This is a genomic window from Desulfovibrio desulfuricans (assembly GCF_004801255.1).
Lineage (GTDB): Bacteria > Desulfobacterota > Desulfovibrionia > Desulfovibrionales > Desulfovibrionaceae > Desulfovibrio > Desulfovibrio desulfuricans_C.
In genome coordinates this window covers 2,518,832-2,539,780 of sequence record NZ_CP036295.1, presented here as the reverse complement: position 1 = coordinate 2,539,780, position 20,949 = coordinate 2,518,832, and the positions used below count along the sequence as shown (strand labels likewise).

Genomic DNA, 20,949 nt, shown 5'->3' with positions numbered 1-20,949 from the left:
GCAGGTCGATATGTTTTGGCCTGTGCGCAAGGTATGGATGCAACAGGAAAGGCCGCCCATTTGGGCGGCCTTTCCTGTTGCATAGGATCAGTAATCGTCATTGCGGCGCATTTTTTTTGCCTGTCCGGGAGGCATGCCGCCTTTCTTTTCAAGACCGGGAGGAGTGCCTCCCTTTTTAGCCAGACCGGGGGGATTCCCGCGCCAGTTGTCGCGGTCATTGTCATAGGGTGATCTGCCGTAAAAACGGTCAGGGTCGATATCGTAACGGCGGGCAATGCCCCCCCAGCTCATGCCGTCCTGCCGCATATTGCGAATGCGTGATTCGGATACACCTGCCATCCGCGCCATGGTGCGCATCCGTGCGCGTTCAAGATCAGATTCACGCTGGCGCCAGTCCCGCTCATAGCGGCCATAGTCGCGTCCTCCGTTCATGGCATCAAGATAGTCATCGTGCGCACGGTCTGCCGCCCGCGCCATGTCAGAGAGATTTCCCAGCATGTCCGAAAAACTGTCCAGACTCCCCGCGAAAGCGGGAGAACCAGACAGCCAGAACAAAGCCATTGCAAAAGCAAGGCAGCCTTTGGGTACATTCATAAAAACCTCCGTGGATCGCCTATAGCAATAATTTGCATGAATGCAAGACCTGCCGGAACTACGCGCCAATGCTGCCTAATCTGCCACAGTCTTTTTGGGGGAGCGGGGTGCAAATGTTTGGGCCGCCGAAGTTGCACAGCTTCTGCGGATCTAATGTTTGAGAGTGATTTGTGGCCGCCTTCAACCATATTCCGACGCTTCATTTCTATACGCTGCCCTCTGGGCTAAGATTTCATCTAGCTGGTAATATTATGTTTCTACGCGTCGGGTTGAAACTCGCATGTGTTGAATAGAATACTTATCTAGTAAGTATTAAATGATATCTTTCCAATTTCATTCACATAAATAGTGCAGTTGGGAATTACCTGTGCTAGTAGTCAAATAATACCAATCTACTATGAAATAGGCCGCGATGGTTGCGGCTGCGCGTAGTGGAAAAACCTTTTTATGGCATGTTGCTGTATACTTATCATTGGGGTTAATTGCATGAAAAAATTGCTTATTCTTGGCGCTGGCGCTGGTGGAACCATGATCGCCACTAAAATGAGAAAGCTCTTGAATGAAAGAGAATGGGAAATAACGCTGATCGACAGAGACCCTGTGCATCACTATCAGCCCGGCTGGCTTTTGATCCCTTTTGGGGTTGACACTCCGCAGGGTTGTGTCCGGCCCAAAAAGGATTTTATCAGCCGTGGGGTCAACTTTGTGCTTGATACGATCATTGCCGTTGATCCGGTGCAGCGCAAGGTCGAATGCAAAAACAGCACGCACACGTACGACTGGATTGTGGTTGCCTCCGGGGCGAGAATCGCCCCCGATGAAGTGCCCGGCCTGCTGGACGACTGGGGCGGCAAGATCCACAACTTCTACACCCATGACGGGGCCGCCGCCCTGGGCGAAAAGCTGAAGCACTTCAAAAAGGGCCGCCTTGTTCTGCATATCTGCGAAACCCCCATCAAGTGCCCTGTTGCGCCGCTGGAATTTGTGTACATGGCCGACTGGTACCTGCAAAAAATGGGCGTGCGCGACAATGTCGAGATCGAGCTTGTCACGCCGCTCACGGGCGCATTTACCAAACCTGTGGCAAACAACATTCTTGGCGCGCTGTGCGACAAAAAGGGCATCAAGGTCACCACAAACTGGACTGTGGACAGCGTTGAAGCCGACCGCGCCGTGATCAGCTCGGTAACAGGCGACGAAATCGCCTATGACCTTCTGGTGACGATACCCCCGAACCTGGGGCAGCAATTCCTCATCGACTCTGAAGTGTCCGACGTAACCGGCTTCATTGACACGGACAAGGAACTGCTGAAGGCGAAAAAGTACGAAAACATGTATATCATTGGCGACGCAACAAACGTCCCCGCATCAAAAGCCGGATCTGTCGCCCATTTTGAAGCTGATGTCATCGCCCAAAACCTGTTGTCGGACATTGAAGGAACCGACAACTATTACAGGTTTGACGGGCATACCAACTGCTTTATCGTCACGGGTTTTGAAAAGGCCTCGCTGATCGATTTCAGCTATGCCATCGAACCCCTGCCGGGCATGTTTCCGCTTCCTGGGGTCGGCCCCTTTGAGCTGCTGGGCGAAAGCCACATCAATTATTGGGGAAAGCTCATGTTCAAATGGGTGTATTACAACCTTATGCTGAAGGGACACGAGCTTCCGTTTGAGCCCAATATGTATCTTGCAGGTAAGGATACCTCCTTGCTGCGCAGCAAGGAGGCTGGAGGGACCATATGACACCTGAAGATAAAATTCTTGAGCGGCTGGCAGCTATTGAAGACAAGCTCAGCGACCTTCAACAGAGCAAGGAAAACAGCCGGATGCTGATGGAGCAGCTGACGCCGATCGGCAACCATGCCTTTCGCCTTATGGTCGAAGAGATGGAGACCCTCAACGGCAGGGTTACGCTCGACGACATACTCGCTCTGGGCCGAAAGGGCCTGTTGACCGTTCCCAAGCTTACGTGGCTGCTCGACCAGCTGGAAAACGCCGCCGACCTGTGGAACATTCTGCATCCTGCGGTTGCGCCGACGTTTCCGCACATTATTGAAAAGATGGGCGCGTGGGAAAAGGACGGCGTGTTTGAAAAGATGTCCGCCTTCAAAAGCGCCGGTGGCAATCTGCTGGGTTCCATGAGTCCCGAAGATATTGCCAACACGGGCGAAGGCCTGACCTTTTTGGTCAGTCAGCTGCAACGGCTTGCCGACCCCGACCTGCAGGCCAGGATAACAAAGCTGATGGCCATGCTGGGCGAGATTGACATGGACAGCGTGAAGCCCACGGGCGTGTTGGGCCTCTTTGGCACGCTGTGCAGCGCAGAAGGCAGGCAATCTCTGGGCCTGCTGGCTGAACTGATAAAAATAACCGGTAAGGCAGCGGGGCAGAACGCGGCAAACTAGTTGGCGTTATGCCACACCGGGGCTGAAAAATCGGCGTTTGTGGCAAGCCGGGGCACATTGGCGTTCCGGCTTGCCATGAACCCAGTTTTCAGCCTTTTTTCATCAAGCGCAACGCCCGCCGAAGTTGTGCAACTTCGGCGGACGTTGTCTAAACAGTTCTTGGACCACAATCAACTGGATATTAATATCAACTATTTGTAATATATAATGTATTTTTGCTTCAAACGAATAGTTGCCCCCAAGGTTGCCCCCTTTTTTATTTGGTGCGCAACTAGAGTATAATATATTCGGTTGAGCCTTGCTTAACCAATTTAGCCTGTGATGCTTTATTCTCCCAGCTCGTCAAAAAAATCAACGTCGAGCTTCTTCAGTTCCAGAGTTCTGTAGCTTCTAACGCCAATGCCGTGCTGCACCATAAGGCCCGCCAGCTCATGGCCATCAATAAGCCGCAGGCGCTTGTGGCTGCGCTCCGCGTATTCACGGGCGGCTTTTGTATAGCGGCTTGTGGTAACAAATACACCCTTGGTGATGCCGTGCGCATCCATTGCTCCTGCAAATTCGCGGATTTTATCCGGCCCGATGGCGGAGTCTTGCGAGTACCGCTTCGCTTGCAGAAAGATCACGTCCAGACCAAGCACATCCTCTGTGATGATGCCATCAATGGCCCCGTCTCCAGTTCCACCTGTCCGCTTGCCAAGGCCGCCCGCGCCATATCCCAGGCCAAGCATCAACTTGACAATCAGCCGTTCAAAGTCTGCATCGTGCATCGCTTGCAGGTGTTCCTGAAGATCAGAGCGCAGCGCGCCGTTAAGCTCTGCAAATGCGGCTTCAATACGTTCTTCGGGGGTTTCCTCTTCTGAGGTGGAGGGAGCTATTTGCCCCTCGGCCTCGTTGTCTGTCCCTGTTGTGCCGGAAGGACTGCGAAACTGGCGAAAGCTTTCGGAGCGGGCCATCAAAAAATTAATATCAATGCGTTGGGGGGCCTCGTGCAAGGCATGTTGCCCCGCCGCCGTGATGTCATAGACGCCGCGCGCCTCACGCCGTAGCAAGCCCGCCTTGGTGAGGTGCACAAACGCCCAGTAAATTCTGTTTGCAACACGGGTCTGTCTGCCGCTAGCCAGCATTTCCTGCCTGTCTGCTACAGACAAATTAAAGGCGTCGGATAGTTGAGCGATGACGTCTGCTGTTCGCAACGGGCCTTTGGCGGCCAGACGCAATACAGGCAGCATAAAGCTTTGAAAATCAGGAATTGCCATACCGGGTACTCATTTTTAGTTGGACTTCAAACCAGACAACGGGCGGTTTTTATGCCGCCCAGTGCTTCCCGCGAAAGGTCACGTCAAAGGATTTTTGGCCGGGCTGTCATGGTAGCGGTTTCCTGTGTTGCGGCGCTATGAATTTCAGGGGCTTTTACTATAGGCAAATATCGGTTTTGTACGGCATAGGGCGCAAAAGTTCAAATGCTAGAATTACTGAAAGTTAGCAATAGAGCAGCGGGGGGGGGCGTGCTTACGCGTGTTTTGTTTGAGAATATGATCGCCACAAGGAACTGAGGCTGGAGGTTCAGAAGTTTGATTAGACGCTCAACGCGCCAATTTGCCATCCACGAAATTGCAAGCGTGCATGGCTGGTCTGGCGGTTTGGGATGGGTCAAAGACAGCGTTTGAGCTGGACAGAGGCTGAGCGCGGACAAAACAAAAATTCCCGCTTGGTTGCGGGAAATACAAAAGGCCGGAGGAAGCCGACGCATGTCCGGGCTACAATTGCCCGGGGCCTTCGTTTTTCCATCCGCACCGCGTAGAGCAAAAATTCGCTGAAAAAAGTGTCGTCATGACCCTCTCCCGAAAAATATGCCGCTTGCCCCGCTGGGGCCAACTTCAAGGTACAGCCCTCTCCGTCAAAGAATTTGGCGGTCTTAGAGGTCGGTTTTATGGCACGGATTGCGGTGTCGATGAGGGCATGGGGGCAATACCTCCGAGGTGGCTTGCTGTTGCCCCTAAAGTTGCCCCAAAAGTTGAGGCTGTCAACGAACCTAGATGGACCTAAAAGAAGCCTGTTTTGCCATAAACGCAAAGTCCGCCGAAGTTGTGCAACTTCGGCGGACTTTGTCTGAACAGTTCTTGGTGGGCCCACCAGGACTCGAACCTGGGACGGGCCGGTTATGAGCCGGAGGCTCTACCAACTGAGCTATAGGCCCCAAGGAGGGGAAATATAGCCGCAAGGCCCGCATCGGTCAAGTGCGGGTATTCCCGCTGCCCCTGAGCCGTCCGCGTGGCAGTGCTGCAGATTGCTTTGGCAGCCCTTGCGGGCGGGCCGGAGCAGGCCGCTGTTACATGGCGTTGCCCGCTTCAAGCCGGGATATCTGCTCGTCCATGGCTTTTTTTAACTGGGCGGGAAGGCCCATGATGTCCACATTCAAAAAGCCCCGCACGATGGTGGCGGCGGCTTCGTCCTCGTCCAGACCGCGCGCCATGAGGTATTCAATTTCCTCCTGCGCGATCTTGCCCACAGCCGCCTCGTGCGAAAGCTCCACGCCGGCCTGGTTGCTGTCCAGCTCCGGGATGGCATGCATGCGCCCGCCGCCGAGAATAAGCCCCTTGCATTCAAGGTGTCCCTTGGCGGGTGCGGCGGAAGCGCCGATAAAACCCCGGTTGATGACCGTGCCGCCCGTGGTGACCACGCGCGAGATGATCTCGCCGCGTGTTTCAGGGGCCGCAAGGTCTATGCGGTTGCCGCAGTCCACATGCGAGCCTGTGGGAGCAACGATCACCGAGTTGAAGCGGGCCACGGCTCCGGCCCCGGCCAGCTTCATGGTGGGGTACATCTGCAGGTCGCCCACTGGCTTGAGCAGAATGTAGTTGTTCTGAAACTCGCCCCCCGCCTCCACAATACCGGCGGAGCGGGGGCGCACGGTGGTGCTGTCGCCCCAGTTATGGATCATGGTAAAGGTGAGTTTGCCGCCCTTTTCCACATAATATTCGGTAATGCCCAGATGGGCGGCATCCCTGGCTTCGTGGGCGGTGGCGCAGCCGCCGAGGATGTGCAGCTCGGCGCCTTCTTCAACCACCACGATGTTGTGGATGCTCTGGCCAGCGCCGTGCCCCTTGATAAACATGCACGACTGCACGGGCTGGGCGATTTTAACGCCCTTGCGCGCCCGCACAAAGTAGCCGCCGTTGCAGTGCTCCTGCGCCATGCGCGTAAATTCGTCCTTTTCAGGATTGAGCAGTTGCCAGTAATAGCGGGGCAGACCGTCAAATTTTTTCAGCGCCGCCCGAATGTCCATGAGGTCAAGCCCCTCATGGCGCGTCTCGCAGTGCACGCCTGCGTGGTTGAGCTGCATGAACGCGCCGCTGGCGGTATTGTCGTTCACGTCGATGCCCGCCAGCACCAGGCGTTCCTGATCTTCGCGGGGCAGGGAGGCAAGGTTTTCGATGGGGGCGGCGTTTTCGCCGCCGCTAAACTGAAAGCGGGAGAGATTTACAGAGCTCATTTAAGGGGCGCCTCCGCAATTTTGCCAAGCATGTCGCCGGTGAGGCAGCGCAGACATTCCTGATAGCCGTGGGTGGCAATGTGGTCGAGAATTTCGCGGGGGCGCGCCTCGCAGCACAGCTTGCCCTGATACATGACCTGCCCCCGGTGGGCGTTGACGTATTCAAGAATATGGCCGGTGTGGGTGATGATGAGACCGCTTGTGGAGCGCACCTTTTCGCGCTGCGCAAGCGTGGCGCAACATCGTTCGGGCATGCCGTCAAGCAGAAAGCGTACGGTTTTGCCCACAAGGGCCATGTTTTCGAGGTCCACGCCCGATTCCGGCTCGTCAAACAGCAGCAGATCGGGCTTTTGGGCCATGAGCTGCAGCAGCTCCGAGCGCTTGATCTCGCCGCCGGAAAATCCCGCGTTCACGTCGCGCGCAAGAAAGTGGTCAAAATGCACCTTGCGGGCCATGCCCTCGATGTCCAGCTTGCGCCCGCGCCCGCACAGCTCCACCAGTTTGCCCGTAGGCAGGCCGTGGATGGTAGGGGGCCGCTGAAACGACATGCCTATGCCGAGCCGCGCCCGCTCGTACATGGGCGCGTTGGTGATGTCGGTACCCTTGTAGATGATCCGCCCCTGCGTGACCTCGTACCCAGCAAAGCCCATGAGGGTCATGAGCAGCGTGGTTTTGCCCGAGCCGTTGGGGCCAAAAAGAATAAATGTTTCGCCAGGGCGGATGTGCAGGTTAATGCCCCTGAGTACGGGCGTGCCCTTGACCGAAACATGCAGATCGCGGATTTCAAGCATCTTCTTCTCCGGTCTCGCCCAGAAACTCCAGCACGTCATAGTGCACATGGTCCAGAATATGGGTCAGCAGCGAAACGCATTCTTCGCCCACGGCGCTGCCGAGCAGCGTAACAATAAAGGCCGCGCGCTTGGCGTTGATCAGCGCTTCGTAGCCCGCATCGGCGGTGTACGGAATGGCCCGGATGGAGTCGCTGAATTCCTGCAGCCTTTCTTCGCTAAGATATTTGATGGGCTGGGCCTCATTGTTGAGATAGGCTATGCCGTCCCGCAGCTCAAGCATGACCGGTTTGCCATGCAGATAGGCAATGCACACTTCCATGGTAATCCCCTTGGTTTTGTGATGCCGCATAGTGGCAAACTTGCCCCCCCCTGTCCAGAGATGCGGCGGTTTCAGTTGCATCCCTTTGCATGAGAGCAACAGCCGGGCAGGGTGAAAAGTTCAAGCGTTGACGGGCATTTTGCGGCGCAGGGCAGTGCGCCCCGGCTGAGCAAAAAATGCAGCCGGACAGATCTTCGCGGATGTCGCGTCGTCTGGCGGCAGCAAAAGGCGGCAGCGGGTTGTGGTCCGCTGCCGCATATCTTGGTGGCAAGGTGCTGAGCGCCCTGCCGCAAGGCTCAGTTCAGGCCAAAGCGCAGCCCCGCATAGCCGACCACGCGCCGCGTGTCGCCCGATGCCGTGGCCGAGGTGTCGTACATGCACAGCTCCGCCCATGGGTCGCCCAGAGCGTGGGCGGCAAACAGGGCCAGGGCCATGGGGGCGGCGCCGCACATGGTTATGCGGTTGCGCTGCACCACGGCGAGCAGGCCCTCGGGGTCGCAGGCCAGGGCCTGCGAAAGCGCCAGAGAGTCCTTGTGCATGGTGGATTCCTGATCTTCAAAATGGTTCATGTCCGAGCTTACGATGACGCCCACGCCCGCACCCTGCTGCCCGCACTGGCGCAGGGCCTCGGCCAGGGCCAGCCCGGCCTGCAGCAGCGCGTCATGCTGCATGGTGCCCACGCATACGGGCGTGATGCTGCGTAGCGCGCCGGTTTTGCCATGCGGCGGGGGCAGGCACTGCAAAAAGGGCAGCAGCACTTCGATGGAATGCTCGTCAAGGTGCGACTGCAGGTCTGGCTCAAAGCCGCCAGCACCGCACAGGGCTGCAGCCATTGCGGCATCCACGGGCACGTTGCCAAGCGGCGTGCGCCACGCGCCCTCGGGCCAGACCCCCAGCGGCGCGCCCCTGCCCGTATGGTTGGGGCAGAGAATAACAAGCCGCTCCGGCAGGCAGGCCCCGGCGGTGGTTCCCTCCCATGGGCTTGCCAGCGCAGCGCCCAGTACCTTGCCGCAGTATGCATAGCCCGCGTGGGGCAGCATGAAACCGCGCAGGCTCGCCGAAGGGCTGCGCCCGGTATCAAGGGGCGCTGTGGCCGCATAGGTTTTGCCAGCTGTAAGCCATGACCTTGCTTCCGTCTGCAGCTCGTCAGGAGCGGCAGGGTAGAAGCGCCCGGCAACGACAGGTGCACGTTCGGGCATGGTTACTCCTTGCGGGCGCGTCAGTTTAGCCCGCCCAGCAGGGCATAGTGGGTTTCCATATATTCCTGAAGTCCCTCGCGGCTGCCCTCGCGGCCCACGCCGCTAAACTTCACGCCGCCAAAGGGTATTTCCGCAGCGGCCAGCCCCGCGTCGTTAAAGCCGGCCATGCCGTACTGCAGCTTGTTAAACAGCCGCCAGATGCGGGGCATGTCATGGGTGCAGACGTAGGAGGCGAGGCCAAACTCCGTGTCGTTGGCGAGTTCCACGGCCTGTTCCTCGTCGTCAAAGGGCATGATTGCGGCAACCGGGCCGAATATTTCTTCGCGGAAGATGCGCATCTCGGGCGTCAGGCCCAGCAGCAGGGTGGGTTCGTAAAAATTGCCCCCCAGACTGTGCGGTTTGCCGCCAAAGAGCAGTTGCGCGCCTTTTTCCACCGCGTCCCTGACCAGCGCGTCGGCATGGGCCACCGCCTCGGCGTTGATGAGCGGCCCCATGTCGGTCTCCGGCTTGAGGCCGTCGCCCACGCGCAGGGCGCTGATGTGGTCAAGCAGTTTTGTGGTGAATTCGTCCAGCACGCTGCCCTGCACCAAAAAGCGGTTGGCGCAGATGCAGGTTTGCCCGGCATTGCGAAATTTGCAGCCCATGGCCATGGTCACGGCCTTATCCATGTCGGCGTCGTCAAACACCAGGAAGGGGGCGTTGCCGCCCAGCTCCATGGAAAGGCGTTTGAGCGTCGGCCCGCACTGGGTTGCCAGCTGCAGCCCCACTGCGGTGGAGCCGGTAAAACTGAGTTTGCGCACCAGCGGATTGGACGTAATTTCTTTGCCGATGCGGCTGGCGCTGCCGGTAACGACGTTGAACACACCGGCGGGTATGCCCACCCGCATGGCCAGCTCCGCCATGGCCAGCGCGCTGTATGGCGTGGCGCTGGCGGGCTTGACGATCATGGTGCAGCCCGCCGCAAGGGCCGGGGCCACCTTGCGCGGAATCATGGACATGGGGAAGTTCCACGGCGTGATGGCTGCGGCGACGCCCACCGGGGCGTGGCGGGTCAGGGCCTGCACTCCGTGCCGGTACACAGGGGTGACGTCGCCGCTGAAGCGGCGGGCCTCCTCGGCAAACCAGGGAAAGTACGACGCTCCCTGCAAAATTTCGCCTCTGGCTTCGGCCAGGGGTTTGCCTTCTTCAAGGGTAAGCAGGCGGGCGAGGTCTTCGATATTTTCAGCAATGGCCCGCTCCCAGGCGTGCAGCAGGGCTCCCCTTTCCTGGGGAGTTCTGGCGCTCCAGATCCCAAAGGCCGCCTGCGCTGCTTCGATGGCCTGCCGGGTTTCGGCCTCGCCGCAGTTTGGCACCGTGCCCAGCTGCTTGCCGTTGGCCGGGTTGACCACTTCGACAACGCTTTTGTCGGCCGCATCGCACCAGCGCCCGTTGATGAGGCACTGGGTGCGAAACAGCTCCTGATCGTGCAGAATACGGTACATAAAAACTCCTGATCATGCGCCCTGCGGGCGTCAGAACAGTTGCTGGCCGCCAATCCAGTGGTGTTTGACCCTGCCCTGCAGGGGCTTGCCCAAAAATGGCGTGTTGCAGCTTTTGGAATAAAGATTTTGCGGGCTGGGAACCCATGTCTCCGCCGGGTCAAACAGAAAAAAGTCCGCCGGGTCGCCGGGGGCAAATCCGTTGCGTGGCAGGTTGAATATCTCCGCCGGACGTTGGCTCCACAGCCGGTGCAGGTCCGCCTCGTTCAGTACGCCCTCGGTCACCAGACCCCAGGTCAGGCTCACGGCAAGGTCAAGCCCGGTAAAGCCGCACATGGCGTCGTCCAGGGTGCCTTCCTTTTCGTGGGCGGCGTGGGGGGCGTGGTCTGTGGCCAGAATATCAATGGTGCCGTCCTTGACTGCCCGGCGCAGGGCCTCTCGGTCGGCGGCGGTGCGCAGGGGCGGGCTGACCTTGGCCTGGGTATTATATCCCTCAAGGGCGGTTTCATCCAGCAGCAGGTAGTGGGGGCAGGTTTCGGCGGTCACCTTGACGCCCCGGGCCTTGCCCCAGGCGATGCAGTCAACGGTGAGCGCGGCGGAAACGTGGGCGATGTGCACGGGAATCTGCAGGTACTCCGCCAGCATGATGTCGCGCATGGCCTGGTTGGCCTCGCCTGCGGCGGGCTGGCCCTTAACGCCCAGCAGGCCGCTGGTTACGCCCTCGTGCATGCGCCAGCCCTTGGCCAGGTGCGGGTCTTCGCAGTGGTCGATAAGCACAAGGTCAAGGTCGGCGCCGTATTCCATGATGCGGCGCACAAGCTCGGCGTTTTCGAGCGGACGGCCGTCATTGGAAACAGCGACGCAGCCCGCATCCTTAAGCTCCGCGAGGGGGGACATTTCCTCTCCCTTGAGGCCCACGGTGGCGGCGGCAATGGGGCAGAGGCGCGGCCCCTGCGGATGGCTTTTGCGGGCGCTGTCGAGCATGGCCCGCGTGACGCTTGCCGAGTCGTTGACGGGCCTGGTGTTGGCCATGCACATGATGGTGGCAAAGCCGCCCCGCGCTGCGGCCTCCAGGCCGGAGGCGATGTCTTCCTTGTATTCAAAGCCGGGCTCGCGCAGGTGCGCGTGGGCGTCGGTGCAGCTGGGCATGAGCATAAGGCCCTGCGCGTCAAAAACCTCGCGGCTGTCGTAGGTTTTGTGCCCTGCCGGGGTCATGGTGACAATTTTGCCGTGCCGCACCAGCAGGTCAACAGGGGCGCCAAGGTGGCGCGCGTTCTTTATCAAGAGGCTCATGCGCGTACTCCGTCGTTGCGTGTGGCCAGCAGATAGAGCACGGCCATGCGCGTGGCGACGCCCGCCGCCACCTGATTGAGCACCAGGCTTGCGGGGGCGTCTGCTATTTCGTTGGAAATTTCAAGCCCACGGTTCATGGGGCCGGGGTGCAGCACCTTGGCGTCGGGCATGGCCAGGGCCAGCTGGCGCGTGCCAAGACAGAAACGGCGCGAATATTCCGCCAGATCTGGCAAAAGGCCCGCCTGCTGGCGCTCGAGCTGCAGACGCAGGCACATAACGCCGTCCACGTCGCGCACTGCCTTGTCCAGCTCAGTATAAATCTCCACGGGCCAGTGGTCTACCCCGGCGGGCAGCAGGGTGCGCGGCGCGCACAGCCGCACCTTGACGCCCAGCATGGTGAGCAGGTGCATGTTTGAGCGGGCCACGCGGCTGTGGGCAATATCGCCCAAAATCAGCAGGGTACGGCCGGCAAAGCGGTTTTCCCAGGCATGGCGCAGACTGTAGCAGTCGAGCAGCGCCTGGGTCGGGTGGGCGTGCCAGCCGTCGCCGCCGTTGACGATGCCGCAGGGCAGCAGCTCCGCCAGAAAGCGCGCCGCGCCGCTGCTGGGGTGGCGGATAACGATGACATCCGGCCCCATGGCCTGCAGGGTGAGGCCCGTATCCTTGAGGCTTTCGCCCTTGTTCAGGCTCGAGCCCGATTTGGCCAGCGAATAGGTGTCTGCAGAAAGGCGCTTGCCCGCCACGTCAAAGGACGTCTTGGTGCGGGTGCTGTTTTCTACAAAAAACAGCACCACGGTCTTGCCCTTGAGCGTGGGTACCTTTTTGACCGGACGGCTGTTAATTTCCTGAAAGCTGGCGGCCACATCCAGCAGGTGCATAGTATCCTGCACACTCAGTTGGGTGACGTCCAGCAGGTCTTTGTGGGGCCAGTGGTAGCGATTGTCGGTGTTCATGACGGTGCGTGGTAAAAAGGTAAAAAAAATCCCCGTTGCTTATACAACGGGGAAAATGGAAATACGCCTGCAAATGCAAAAAAAATCAGGAAGGCCGGGGGCACTGTGCTTGCCCTGCCATAGAAAACTGCGCATGCGGGCGTTGTACTTCATAAGTTCAAAACTTAGACGCGCTTTGGCGGTTTGTAAAGCAAAAAGTCTGTTGACGCCTGGGGGGCCATTGTCTAGTTGTAGGGCGTGCCGTGCTGCGTCAAAAGGCTTTTTGACCGCGTGGCAGCAAGCATCTTCATTGAGGAGAACAGTATGCTTTTGTCTCTCGTGGTCTACGTTTGTTGCGGCGCTGTGGCTGGCGTGCTGGCCGGTCTTTTGGGCGTCGGGGGCGGCATTGTGCTGGTGCCCATGATGGTGGCCATTTTCCCCACCGTGGGGGTACCGGCCCAGTACGTGCAGCAGATGGCGCTGGGCACGTCGCTGGCAAGCATCATGATAACGTCCGTCTCCAGCGCGCGCGCCCACAACGCTCGCGGCGCGGTGCACTGGGATATATTCAAGGCCATCACCCCCGGCATTCTGCTGGGTACGTTCTTTGGCGGGCTTATTGCCACCCACATGCCCACCATGTTCCTTAAAATATTCTTCATCTGCTTTATCCTGTTTGTGTCTGCGCAGATGCTCTCCAACTATCGCCCCCCGGCCAGCCGCGATCTGCCCGGCAAGCTGGGCACCGCAGGCGTGGGCGGCGTCATCGGCCTTGTGTCGAGCTTTGTGGGCATTGGCGGCGGTACGCTTTCCGTGCCGTTTATGACCTTTTGCAACGTGCCGCTGCACCACGCGGTGGGCACCTCGGCCGCCATCGGCTTTCCCATTGCCGTGGCCGGCACGCTGGGCTTTATTGTGGGCGGCTGGGGCCGGCCCGACCTGCCCGCCATGTCGTTGGGCTTTGTAAACCTGTGGGCCCTGCTGGGCATCGCCTCGGCCAGCTTTATGACCGCGCCGCTGGGCGCAAAGCTGTCGCATTCACTGCCTGCCGGCAAACTTAAAAAAGGTTTTGCCTGCTTTTTGATACTTGTGGCCTTGAAGATGGTCTGGGGCCTGTTGTAACCTGACCCCATGAAGTTGCACGCATACAACAAGGCACTGGCGGAATCTGTCGTCTGGAACCTGCTCTGGCTCACGCTGGGGTCGCTTCTTATGGCCATCTGCATACAGAGCGTGGCAGCGCCCCATGGCTTCCTTTCCGGGGGAGTCATGGGCGTGTCGCTGCTTGTGGGGTACTGGACGGAGACGCTGACGCCGCTTGTCTGGTATTCGCTGTTGTGCGTGCCCGTCTACGCCATGGGCTGGTTTTGGGTGGGCAAGCGTTTTTTGCTCTATACGGCCTACGGAACCCTGTGCACTACCCTGTGCAGCCTTTTTATCACCTTTACCATCCCCATCGATAGCGAGGTTTACGCCACTGTGGTGGGGGGCGTGCTGCACGGCGCGGCCTGCGGCATCATGCTGCGCACCATGGGCAGCAGCGGCGGTACCGACGTGGTCGCCGTGCTGCTCAAAGAGCGCTGGAACGTGCCCATCGGGCAGTTCAACTTTATGTTCAACTGCCTGCTTTTTCTCACGGCGGCGTCGCGCATGCCTCTTGACCGCATTGTGGCCTCCATGCTGATGATGTTTATTTCGGCGCACACGCTGGAGTATGTGCTGGGGCTCTTTAACCGGCGCAAGCTTGTGATGATCATTTCCGACCACGGCGAAGAAATCAGCGAGGCTATCCTGGTCACCGAGCGCTTTGGCGCAACGCTTGTGCGCGGCAAGGGGGCCTATTCCGGCTCGGACCGCGAAATTTTGCTCACCGTCACCAACAATGTGGCGCTGAAAAGGCTGGAAAACCTGGTGTTCAGCATTGACGCGCGCGCCCTGTTTATTGTGGAAAATACGTTCTACGTCTCCGGCGGCCAGTTTGCCCGCAGCGGCCGTTGACGGCGGAGGTCACATGAACAAGGAAGAAACGGAATCCTCAGCGACGGGATTATCTGCCGCCGCCGACCCCATGGACAACGTGCTGGCCATCAGGGCCAAGAGCATCCTGACCCTTGCCGGTGAAGGCCCCGCCCGTGCCGCCCGCCTTTTTGCCCCGCTGAAAAAAATCGACAACGGCGTACTGCTGGTGCGCGACGGTCTGGTGGAAGACGTGCTGCCGTGGTCGCAGGCGCGGCTGCCCGCAGGGGCGCTGGTGCGCGACGTGGGGGCTGTGTGTCTGGCGCCTGCCTGCGTCAATGCCCACACCCATCTGGAACTCTCGCACCTGGCGGAAAAAACCCGCTGGGGCAAGGGATTTACCGCATGGCTGCAAAGTCTTGTGCCCCTGCTGAGCGCGGCCCCGAGGACTGATGCCGTTGAAAACGCCTGCGCCTCGCTGGCCCTCTACGGCACGCTGTACGTGGGCAACATTACCGGCTCCCTGCCTGGCGGCACGGTACTGGCCGATGCGGCCTGCAACGAGGCTGGGTTGACGGCGAGCCATTTTTGCGAATGGTTCGGCTACGGCGCGCCCTTTGCAGATGGCGAGCGCCCCTGGCCGCCCCGGTGCAGGCAGGCTCTGGCCGACGATCCTTTTTTAATGGCGCGCTGCGCTCCGGGCGGGCACGCCCTGTACTCCACAGGGCCTGAAATACTGACCGCTGCCCGTCAGGACTGCACCCGCATGGGACGCGTGTTTTCTTTCCATCTGGCGGAATCACCGGAGGAAACGCAGATGCTGACCTCTGGCGACGGGCCGTTGCGCGAATTTTATGACGGCGTGGTGCTGCCGCCCGACTGGACAGCCCCCGGCCTGCGCCCCCTGGCCTATGCCGTCAAGCTTGGGCTGCTGGGCCCCGGCACGCTGGCCGTTCACGGCGCGCAGCTGGACGCGCAGGAGGTGGAAGTGCTGGCGGCCAGCGGTGCGGCCCTGTGCCTCTGCCCGCGTTCAAACCGCAATTTGGGCGTTGGGGTTGCGCCGGTGCGCGAGCTGATGGAAAGCGGCGTTTTGCTGTGCCTTGGCACCGACGGGCTGACCTCCAACCGCGACCTGGACGTGCGCAAGGAGGCCTTGTGGCTGCGTGAAACCATGGACGTGCCGCCAGAGGCCCTGGTGCGCATGCTTACTGTCAACAGCGCCGCCGCCCTTAATTTGCTGGGCTGCGGCGCGGGGCGGCTGGAAAAGGGCTGCCCGGCGGATTTTTGCGTGCTGCCCGAGACGCTGACCTACTAGTTTTTTGCTTGGGGCGCGCGGCATCGTAGAGTCGCTCGACCTGATGCTGTTCTGGATTTGGGCATATAAAATCCTTGTCAGGGTAATTTGTTGCTGGCAGTATTCGCCCAGCAGACTGACGCCGATTCGGCTTTTACCGCCAGCCTGCCGGTGCGCCGCCGTTTGGGGACATATGCGGCTTTGCCGGATTTTGGAACGCCGACTGCGTAGACATCTGCAAGCGGCCATGGCCGCTTTTTCTTAACCTGCGCCAAGAAGGACAACATGACCGAGGAAGTTTTGGATTGGAAGGAAGCCATCGCCAGAGTGCTCAACAAGCGCGACATGTACGTCAAGCTGCTGGCCAAGTTCATTGAAACTGAGCGCGACACCCCCTCAAAGGTGTTACAGGCCTTGAAGAGCGGCAATATGGAAGAAGCCCGCAACCTTGTGCACAGCACCAAGGGGGCTGCCGCCAATCTGGGGGCCAAGGCGCTGGCCGCCGCTGCGCTTGAGCTCGAGATGGCCGTCAAGGCCGGTGCGGACACAGACCGCGCCATGAGCCACTTCAGCGCCGCTCACATGGATACTCTTGTGACCATGCATGCCTTCATGACGCAGTAACCCTGTGCTGTGCAGAGTTTTAAGGCCCCTCGCGGATATTCCACGAGGGGCCTTTTGCATTGCTGACTGGCGGCAACCGCCTACGCGCCGGAAGCCTCAAGCACAAATCGGCGCACGCCGCGCATTTCTTGGCACAGGGCGGCGTAGTCAAAACGGGTAAAGCGTCCGTCCTGATACAGCACCTCGCCGCCCACCATGGTCATGCGATTTTCCATGCCTGTGGCCGCATACACAAGGTGCGACACCTCGTTGTACATGGGCTGCAGGTTGGGCTCTCTGAGATCAAGCGCCACACAGTCGGCAGCCTTGCCGGGGGCCAGCGAGCCAAGGCAGTCGTCGTGCATGGCCGCCGCGCCGCCGATGGTGGCCATGTCGAGTACCTGCCCGGCGGGCAGCAGGGTAGGGTCAAGGCCTGTGAGCTTGTGCAGCAGGGCCGCGCGGCCCATCTCGGAAAACATGTTGAGCCTGTTGTTGCTGGCCGCGCCGTCCGTGCCCAGGCCCACGCGCATGCCGCGCGACAGCATGGCCGTCACAGGGGCCGCGCCGGAGGCCAGCTTCATGTTGGACGACGGGTTGTGCGCCACAACGGCCTGCCTTTGGGCCAGCAGGTCAAGCTCGGCCGAGGTCACATCCACCACGTGGGCAAGGGTGCAGGGCACATCCAGCAGGCCAAGGCTGCGGCAGTATTCCACGGGTCTCTTGCCCTGGGCCGAAAGGCATATCTGCGTTTCAGAGGGGGTTTCGGCCAGGTGGATGTGCAGGGGCAGGGCAAGCTCCTGCGCAAGGTCGCGGCAGGCGGTCAGAATCTCAGGGGTGGTGGTGTAGACGCTGTGTGGGTTTACGGCCACGCGCAGGCGGTCGTGCCCACGGTATTTTTCCGCCAGGGCGCGGGTGGCGTCGAGGGCCGCCTCCGGACCGGGAAAGGCCGCCGAAGGAAAGGCAAAAACCGCCTCGCCGCCCAGGCAGCGCAGGCCTGCGGTCTCTGCTGCCTCAAACACGGCCGATTCAAAAAGATACATGTCCACGCAGGCGGTGGTGCCGGTGCGCAGCATTTCCGCATAGCCCATCAGGCTGCCTAGGCGCACCAGCTCGGCCGTGAGCTTTTGCTCCACAGGAAAGATGCGCTGGTTGAGCCAGTCCATCAACGGCATGTCGTCGGCCAGACCGCGCAAAAAGGTCATGGCGGCGTGGGTGTGGGCGTTGACGAGGCCCGGCAGAACGAGCATGTTTTCGAGGTGCAGAACCTTGTCGGCCTGCCAGTTTGGGGCCATCTCGGCGGTGGGGCCCACATCGGCCACCAGCCCTTTGTCAATGGCCAGTGAGGCTTTTTCGATAACGCGGCGCTGCTCGTCCTGGGTGACGATGCAGGCGGCGTGGAGCAGTGTGTCGCAGTGGCGCATGCGTTTCTCCGCTGACGGTTTTGGCTTGATAATGCGTGTATTGACGCGAGATTTCAGATGTAGCGCCGTGGCCTGCGCTTGGCAAGAGCGGGCCGCGCCGGATGGTGAACGTGAAAGATTTGCGCTGCCTGTTGCTGCACGGCCTGGGGGGCAGCCCCTTTGAGGTGCGGCCCGTGGCCGACGCCCTCATTGAGGCTGGTCATGCAACGGTCTGCCCGGTGCTGCCGGGGCATGCCGCCACGGAGAGCGACTATCTGTCAAGCTCGTACAGTCAGTGGCTGCAGTGCGCCCGCGCGGCCTATGCCGCGCAGTGCGACCTCGGGCCGGTGCTGTTGGGCGGTTATTCGCTGGGCGGGCTGCTGGCGCTTGATCTGGCCCTGGAGGCGGCAAAGGGCCTTGCGCCTCAACCCATGGGCTTGCTGCTGCTGGCCACGCCGCTGTTTTTGTGGCGCCCGTTGCCCTTTTTTGCTGCTGACTGGCGCATCCCGCTGCTGCCGGTATGGAACCGTCTGCAGCCGGTGCGGCGCGTACCTTGCCGTTCGGCGGCCAGCCGCACAGCGGCCCCCTGGCAAGGGCACGAAACCCTGTGTTCGTACCGCCATCTGCGCCAGATGCAACTGGCGCAACAGCGTATCCGGGCCGGGCTTGGCAGGCTCGCCGCGCCTTTGTGCGTCATTCAGCTGCAAAGCGACGGCGTGTGCCCGCCGTTCAATGCCTTTTATCTGGCCGGGCACTGCGGCTCAAGAGAGGTGGGGGTGCATATCTTGCGGGTGAGCAGCCCCCACGGTGGACATTTGCCCGCCACCCACGCCGAAAGCTCCCGGCGTGTTGCGGCCATTGCCGCTGGCTTTGCCAGCGGGCTGGCAGCCGGAAAGGCTTGCAAGATCGGGCCGCAGCGTATATAGAAATTTGCTGCATCGCGCGAAAATCAGGCGCGGACGGCGTTTTGCCCGTTGTGACGGCGGGCGTTTTTAAAGCTATACCCACACCCTATGGAGGTGCGTTTTGTTTGAATCCTTAGCTTATGCCATGGGTACGCCCCAGGCCGGGGCTACTCCCGCCAGCGGACAGGAAATGCTGATGCAGTTTCTGCCCCTCATCGTCATGTTTGTCATCTTCTGGTTTCTGCTTATCCGTCCGCAGCAAAAGCGGGCCAAGCTCCACAAGCAGATGCTGGCCGAGCTGAAGCGCGGCGACCATGTTATGACCTCCAGCGGTCTGCTTGGCCGTATCCTGGAAATCGACGATGAACAGGTGCTTCTTGAGTGCGGCGAAGCCAAGCTGCGCGTTTCGCGCGGGTCCATTGGCGGCGTTGTTCCTATCAGGGGCAGCAAGGACGCCAAGGAAGAAAAGAAGTAGGTCGCCTCTGGCGACATGCGCCTGTCATTGCTGTGGCGGGCGCAGTGCATGGCCCGTGAGCCGAACCGGCATTGCCGGATTGGCTCAAGGGCTTTTGCCTCTTGACGTGCCCGGCTTTCCGGGTCTGCGGAGTTTCCGGCTTTGCCTGCGGTCTTGCAGCTGGCCCTTCGGGGCAGCCGCAAGGCTGCGGCAAAGCTTAATCTGTTGTGTGGAAGGTGAACGATGGGTCTGCTCTGGCGCTTGTCCATAGCCATCATGGTTTTTGTGTTGTCCCTTGTTTACGCGCTCCCCAGCGTTCCCTATCTGGGAACAGCCCTCGAGCGCGTCTTGCCGTCGAGCAAAATCAATCTCGGCCTTGACCTCAAGGGCGGCATCCATCTGACGCTCGGCGTGGACGTGGCCAAGGCTGTGAGCAATTCGCTGGCTCTGGCCGGACAGGATCTGCGACGCGTTGCCGAGGACGAAAAGATTGTCGTGCTGCGCCCCCGCGTGGTGGGCGGCACGGCCCTTGAATTTGTGCTGCCGCGCGCGGAAAACGAACCCCAGTTTCGCGAGCTGCTGGCCAAGCACTTTCCGCAGATGAGCGTGAGTGAGCCGCAGGCTGGCGAAGCAGGCCAGCTGCGCTACGTCGCCCGTTTTACGGCGGCTGAAATCAAGCGCATCGAAGACCTTTCGCTCGATCAGGCCCTGCGCACCATCCGCAACCGCATCGACCAGTTCGGCGTGGCCGAACCGGACATCCGCAAGCAGGCGGGCAACCGCATTCAGGTGCAGCTGCCGGGTATTTCCGACCCGCGCCGCGCTGTGCAGGTTATCGGCCAGACCGCCCATCTTGAGTTCCATCTGGTGCGCGAAGACGTGGACCCCGGCAAGGCTGTGCTGCCCCCCGGCGTGATCGTACTGCCCATGCTGGAGAAAAACCCCGGCCAGCAGCAAAAAGAAACGCTCATCGCGGTGGAAAAAGACGCCATGCTCACTGGCGAGGACGTGTCTGACGCGCGCCCCGCCTTTGACCAGATGAACCAGTCGTACGTCACCCTGAGTTTCAACGCCCGCGGCGCGCGCATTTTTGAGCGCGTTACCGGCGAAAGCGTGGGCCGCCGCATGGCCATTGTGCTCGACGGCAAGGTCTATTCCGCTCCTTCCATCCGCGAGCGCATCGGCGGCGGGCGGGCCAGTATTTCGGGCAGCTTTACCACTGCCGAAGCGCAGGACCTGGCCATCGTGCTGCGCGCCGGGTCGCTGCCCGCGCCTGTTTCGGTGCTTGAAGAACGCACGGTCGGCCCCTCCCTTGGGCAGGAAGCCATCGACAGCGGCGTTCGCGCGGCCATGGTGGGCGCTGTGGGCGTGGTGCTGTTTATCGGCGTATACTACGGCCTGAGCGGACTCATCGCCGACGTCATGCTGAGCTTTACCATGCTTATTGTCATGGCGGGCATGGGCGCCTTTGGCGCTACACTTACCCTGCCGGGCATAGCCGGTATTGTTCTTACCATCGGCATGGCCGTTGACGCCAACGTGCTGATCTACGAGCGCATACGAGAGGAAATACGGCTGGGCCTCACCCCTCTTGCCGCTGTGCGGGCAGGGTTTGACCGGGCGGCCATTTCCATCACTGACTCCAACCTCACGTCCATCATCGTAACCGTCATCCTGTACCAGTTCGGCACGGGCCCCATCAGAGGGTTTGCCGTTACGCTGGGGCTGGGCATTGTGGCCTCCATGTTTACGGCCATCTTTGTATCGCGGGCTATCTTTGAGGAATGGGCGCGTCATTGCGGTCCCAAGGGCATCAGCATCTAGCGCGCC

General features: G+C 60.4%; 19 protein-coding genes and 1 tRNA gene. 9 read left to right on the top strand and 11 right to left on the bottom strand.

Annotation, left to right across the window (positions count from 1 at the left end; all coding sequences use genetic code 11):
• Nucleotides 1–87: 87 nt before the first annotated feature.
• The gene (locus DDIC_RS10600) at nt 88–594 is read right to left on the bottom strand and encodes a hypothetical protein (protein WP_136400411.1); all 507 of its coding nucleotides are present in this window, start codon (nt 592–594) and stop codon (nt 88–90) included.
• A 486-nt stretch (nt 595–1,080) separates the two neighbouring features.
• On the opposite strand from DDIC_RS10600, the gene sqr reads away from it, so the two are divergent.
• A complete protein-coding gene (gene sqr, locus DDIC_RS10595) occupies nt 1,081–2,340 on the top strand; it encodes a type III sulfide quinone reductase, selenoprotein subtype (protein ID WP_136400410.1) in 1,260 nt (419 codons plus the stop codon).
• Entirely contained in the window at nt 2,337–3,002 is a 666-nt protein-coding gene (locus tag DDIC_RS10590; RefSeq protein ID WP_136400409.1) for a DUF1641 domain-containing protein, read from the top strand. Before sqr ends, DDIC_RS10590 begins: the two co-directional genes overlap by 4 nt.
• A 326-nt stretch (nt 3,003–3,328) precedes the next feature.
• Here DDIC_RS10590 and DDIC_RS10585 read toward each other — a convergent pair whose 3' ends face one another.
• The 9 genes from DDIC_RS10585 to DDIC_RS10545 all read right to left on the bottom strand — a co-directional run bounded on the left by DDIC_RS10585 (nt 3,329) and on the right by DDIC_RS10545 (nt 12,528).
• Nucleotides 3,329–4,258, bottom strand: coding sequence for a restriction endonuclease (locus DDIC_RS10585; RefSeq protein WP_136400408.1), 930 nt, complete (start codon nt 4,256–4,258; stop codon nt 3,329–3,331).
• A gap of 865 nt (nt 4,259–5,123) precedes the next feature.
• Nucleotides 5,124–5,199 (bottom strand) — tRNA-Ile (locus DDIC_RS10580).
• Between the two features lie 132 nt (nt 5,200–5,331).
• A complete protein-coding gene (locus DDIC_RS10575) occupies nt 5,332–6,495 on the bottom strand; it encodes a SufB/SufD family protein (protein ID WP_136400407.1) in 1,164 nt (387 codons plus the stop codon).
• Entirely contained in the window at nt 6,492–7,286 is a 795-nt protein-coding gene (locus DDIC_RS10570; RefSeq protein ID WP_136400406.1) for an ABC transporter ATP-binding protein, read from the bottom strand. The genes DDIC_RS10575 and DDIC_RS10570 overlap by 4 nt, the downstream gene beginning before the upstream one ends.
• Nucleotides 7,279–7,605, bottom strand: a complete 327-nt coding sequence (locus DDIC_RS10565; RefSeq protein WP_136400405.1) for a hypothetical protein — start codon at nt 7,603–7,605, stop codon at nt 7,279–7,281. Before DDIC_RS10565 ends, DDIC_RS10570 begins: the two co-directional genes overlap by 8 nt.
• Before the next feature lie 296 nt (nt 7,606–7,901).
• Nucleotides 7,902–8,804: an AmmeMemoRadiSam system protein B gene (gene amrB, locus DDIC_RS10560; RefSeq protein ID WP_136400404.1), complete on the bottom strand. Its 903-nt coding sequence runs from the start codon at nt 8,802–8,804 to the stop codon at nt 7,902–7,904.
• 20 nt (nt 8,805–8,824) lie between these two features.
• Nucleotides 8,825–10,285 (bottom strand): NAD-dependent succinate-semialdehyde dehydrogenase, encoded by a 1,461-nt coding sequence (locus tag DDIC_RS10555; protein ID WP_136400403.1) that lies wholly within the window; start codon nt 10,283–10,285, stop codon nt 8,825–8,827.
• A gap of 30 nt (nt 10,286–10,315) precedes the next feature.
• Entirely contained in the window at nt 10,316–11,575 is a 1,260-nt protein-coding gene (locus DDIC_RS10550; protein ID WP_136400402.1) for a dihydroorotase, read from the bottom strand.
• Nucleotides 11,572–12,528 carry an aspartate carbamoyltransferase catalytic subunit gene (locus DDIC_RS10545; RefSeq protein ID WP_136400401.1) on the bottom strand — a complete coding sequence of 319 codons (957 nt, stop codon included), beginning with the start codon at nt 12,526–12,528 and terminating at the stop codon, nt 11,572–11,574. The genes DDIC_RS10550 and DDIC_RS10545 overlap by 4 nt, the downstream gene beginning before the upstream one ends.
• Nucleotides 12,529–12,831: 303 nt before the next feature.
• Here DDIC_RS10545 and DDIC_RS10540 point away from each other — a divergent pair, with 303 nt between their 5' ends.
• From DDIC_RS10540 to DDIC_RS10525, 4 genes are all read left to right on the top strand, one after another.
• On the top strand, nt 12,832–13,629 hold the full coding sequence (locus DDIC_RS10540) for a sulfite exporter TauE/SafE family protein (protein ID WP_136400400.1): 798 nt from the start codon (nt 12,832–12,834) through the stop codon (nt 13,627–13,629).
• 9 nt (nt 13,630–13,638) lie between these two features.
• The gene (locus DDIC_RS10535) at nt 13,639–14,505 is read left to right on the top strand and encodes a YitT family protein (RefSeq protein WP_136400399.1); all 867 of its coding nucleotides are present in this window, start codon (nt 13,639–13,641) and stop codon (nt 14,503–14,505) included.
• Between the two features lie 13 nt (nt 14,506–14,518).
• On the top strand, nt 14,519–15,778 hold the full coding sequence (locus DDIC_RS10530; protein WP_136400398.1) for an amidohydrolase family protein: 1,260 nt from the start codon (nt 14,519–14,521) through the stop codon (nt 15,776–15,778).
• 264 nt (nt 15,779–16,042) lie between these two features.
• A complete protein-coding gene (locus DDIC_RS10525) occupies nt 16,043–16,381 on the top strand; it encodes an Hpt domain-containing protein (protein WP_136400397.1) in 339 nt (112 codons plus the stop codon).
• A gap of 80 nt (nt 16,382–16,461) precedes the next feature.
• Here DDIC_RS10525 and DDIC_RS10520 read toward each other — a convergent pair whose 3' ends face one another.
• Nucleotides 16,462–17,781 (bottom strand): amidohydrolase family protein, encoded by a 1,320-nt coding sequence (locus tag DDIC_RS10520; RefSeq protein WP_136400396.1) that lies wholly within the window; start codon nt 17,779–17,781, stop codon nt 16,462–16,464.
• Nucleotides 17,782–17,891: 110 nt separating this feature from the next.
• Here DDIC_RS10520 and DDIC_RS10515 point away from each other — a divergent pair, with 110 nt between their 5' ends.
• The 3 genes from DDIC_RS10515 to secD all read left to right on the top strand — a co-directional run bounded on the left by DDIC_RS10515 (nt 17,892) and on the right by secD (nt 20,943).
• Entirely contained in the window at nt 17,892–18,686 is a 795-nt protein-coding gene (locus DDIC_RS10515) for an alpha/beta hydrolase (RefSeq protein ID WP_247647456.1), read from the top strand.
• 100 nt (nt 18,687–18,786) lie between these two features.
• Nucleotides 18,787–19,140 carry a preprotein translocase subunit YajC gene (yajC, locus tag DDIC_RS10510; protein ID WP_247647455.1) on the top strand — a complete coding sequence of 118 codons (354 nt, stop codon included), beginning with the start codon at nt 18,787–18,789 and terminating at the stop codon, nt 19,138–19,140.
• Between the two features lie 222 nt (nt 19,141–19,362).
• Entirely contained in the window at nt 19,363–20,943 is a 1,581-nt protein-coding gene (secD, locus tag DDIC_RS10505) for a protein translocase subunit SecD (protein ID WP_136400395.1), read from the top strand.
• Nucleotides 20,944–20,949: the final 6 nt, after the last annotated feature.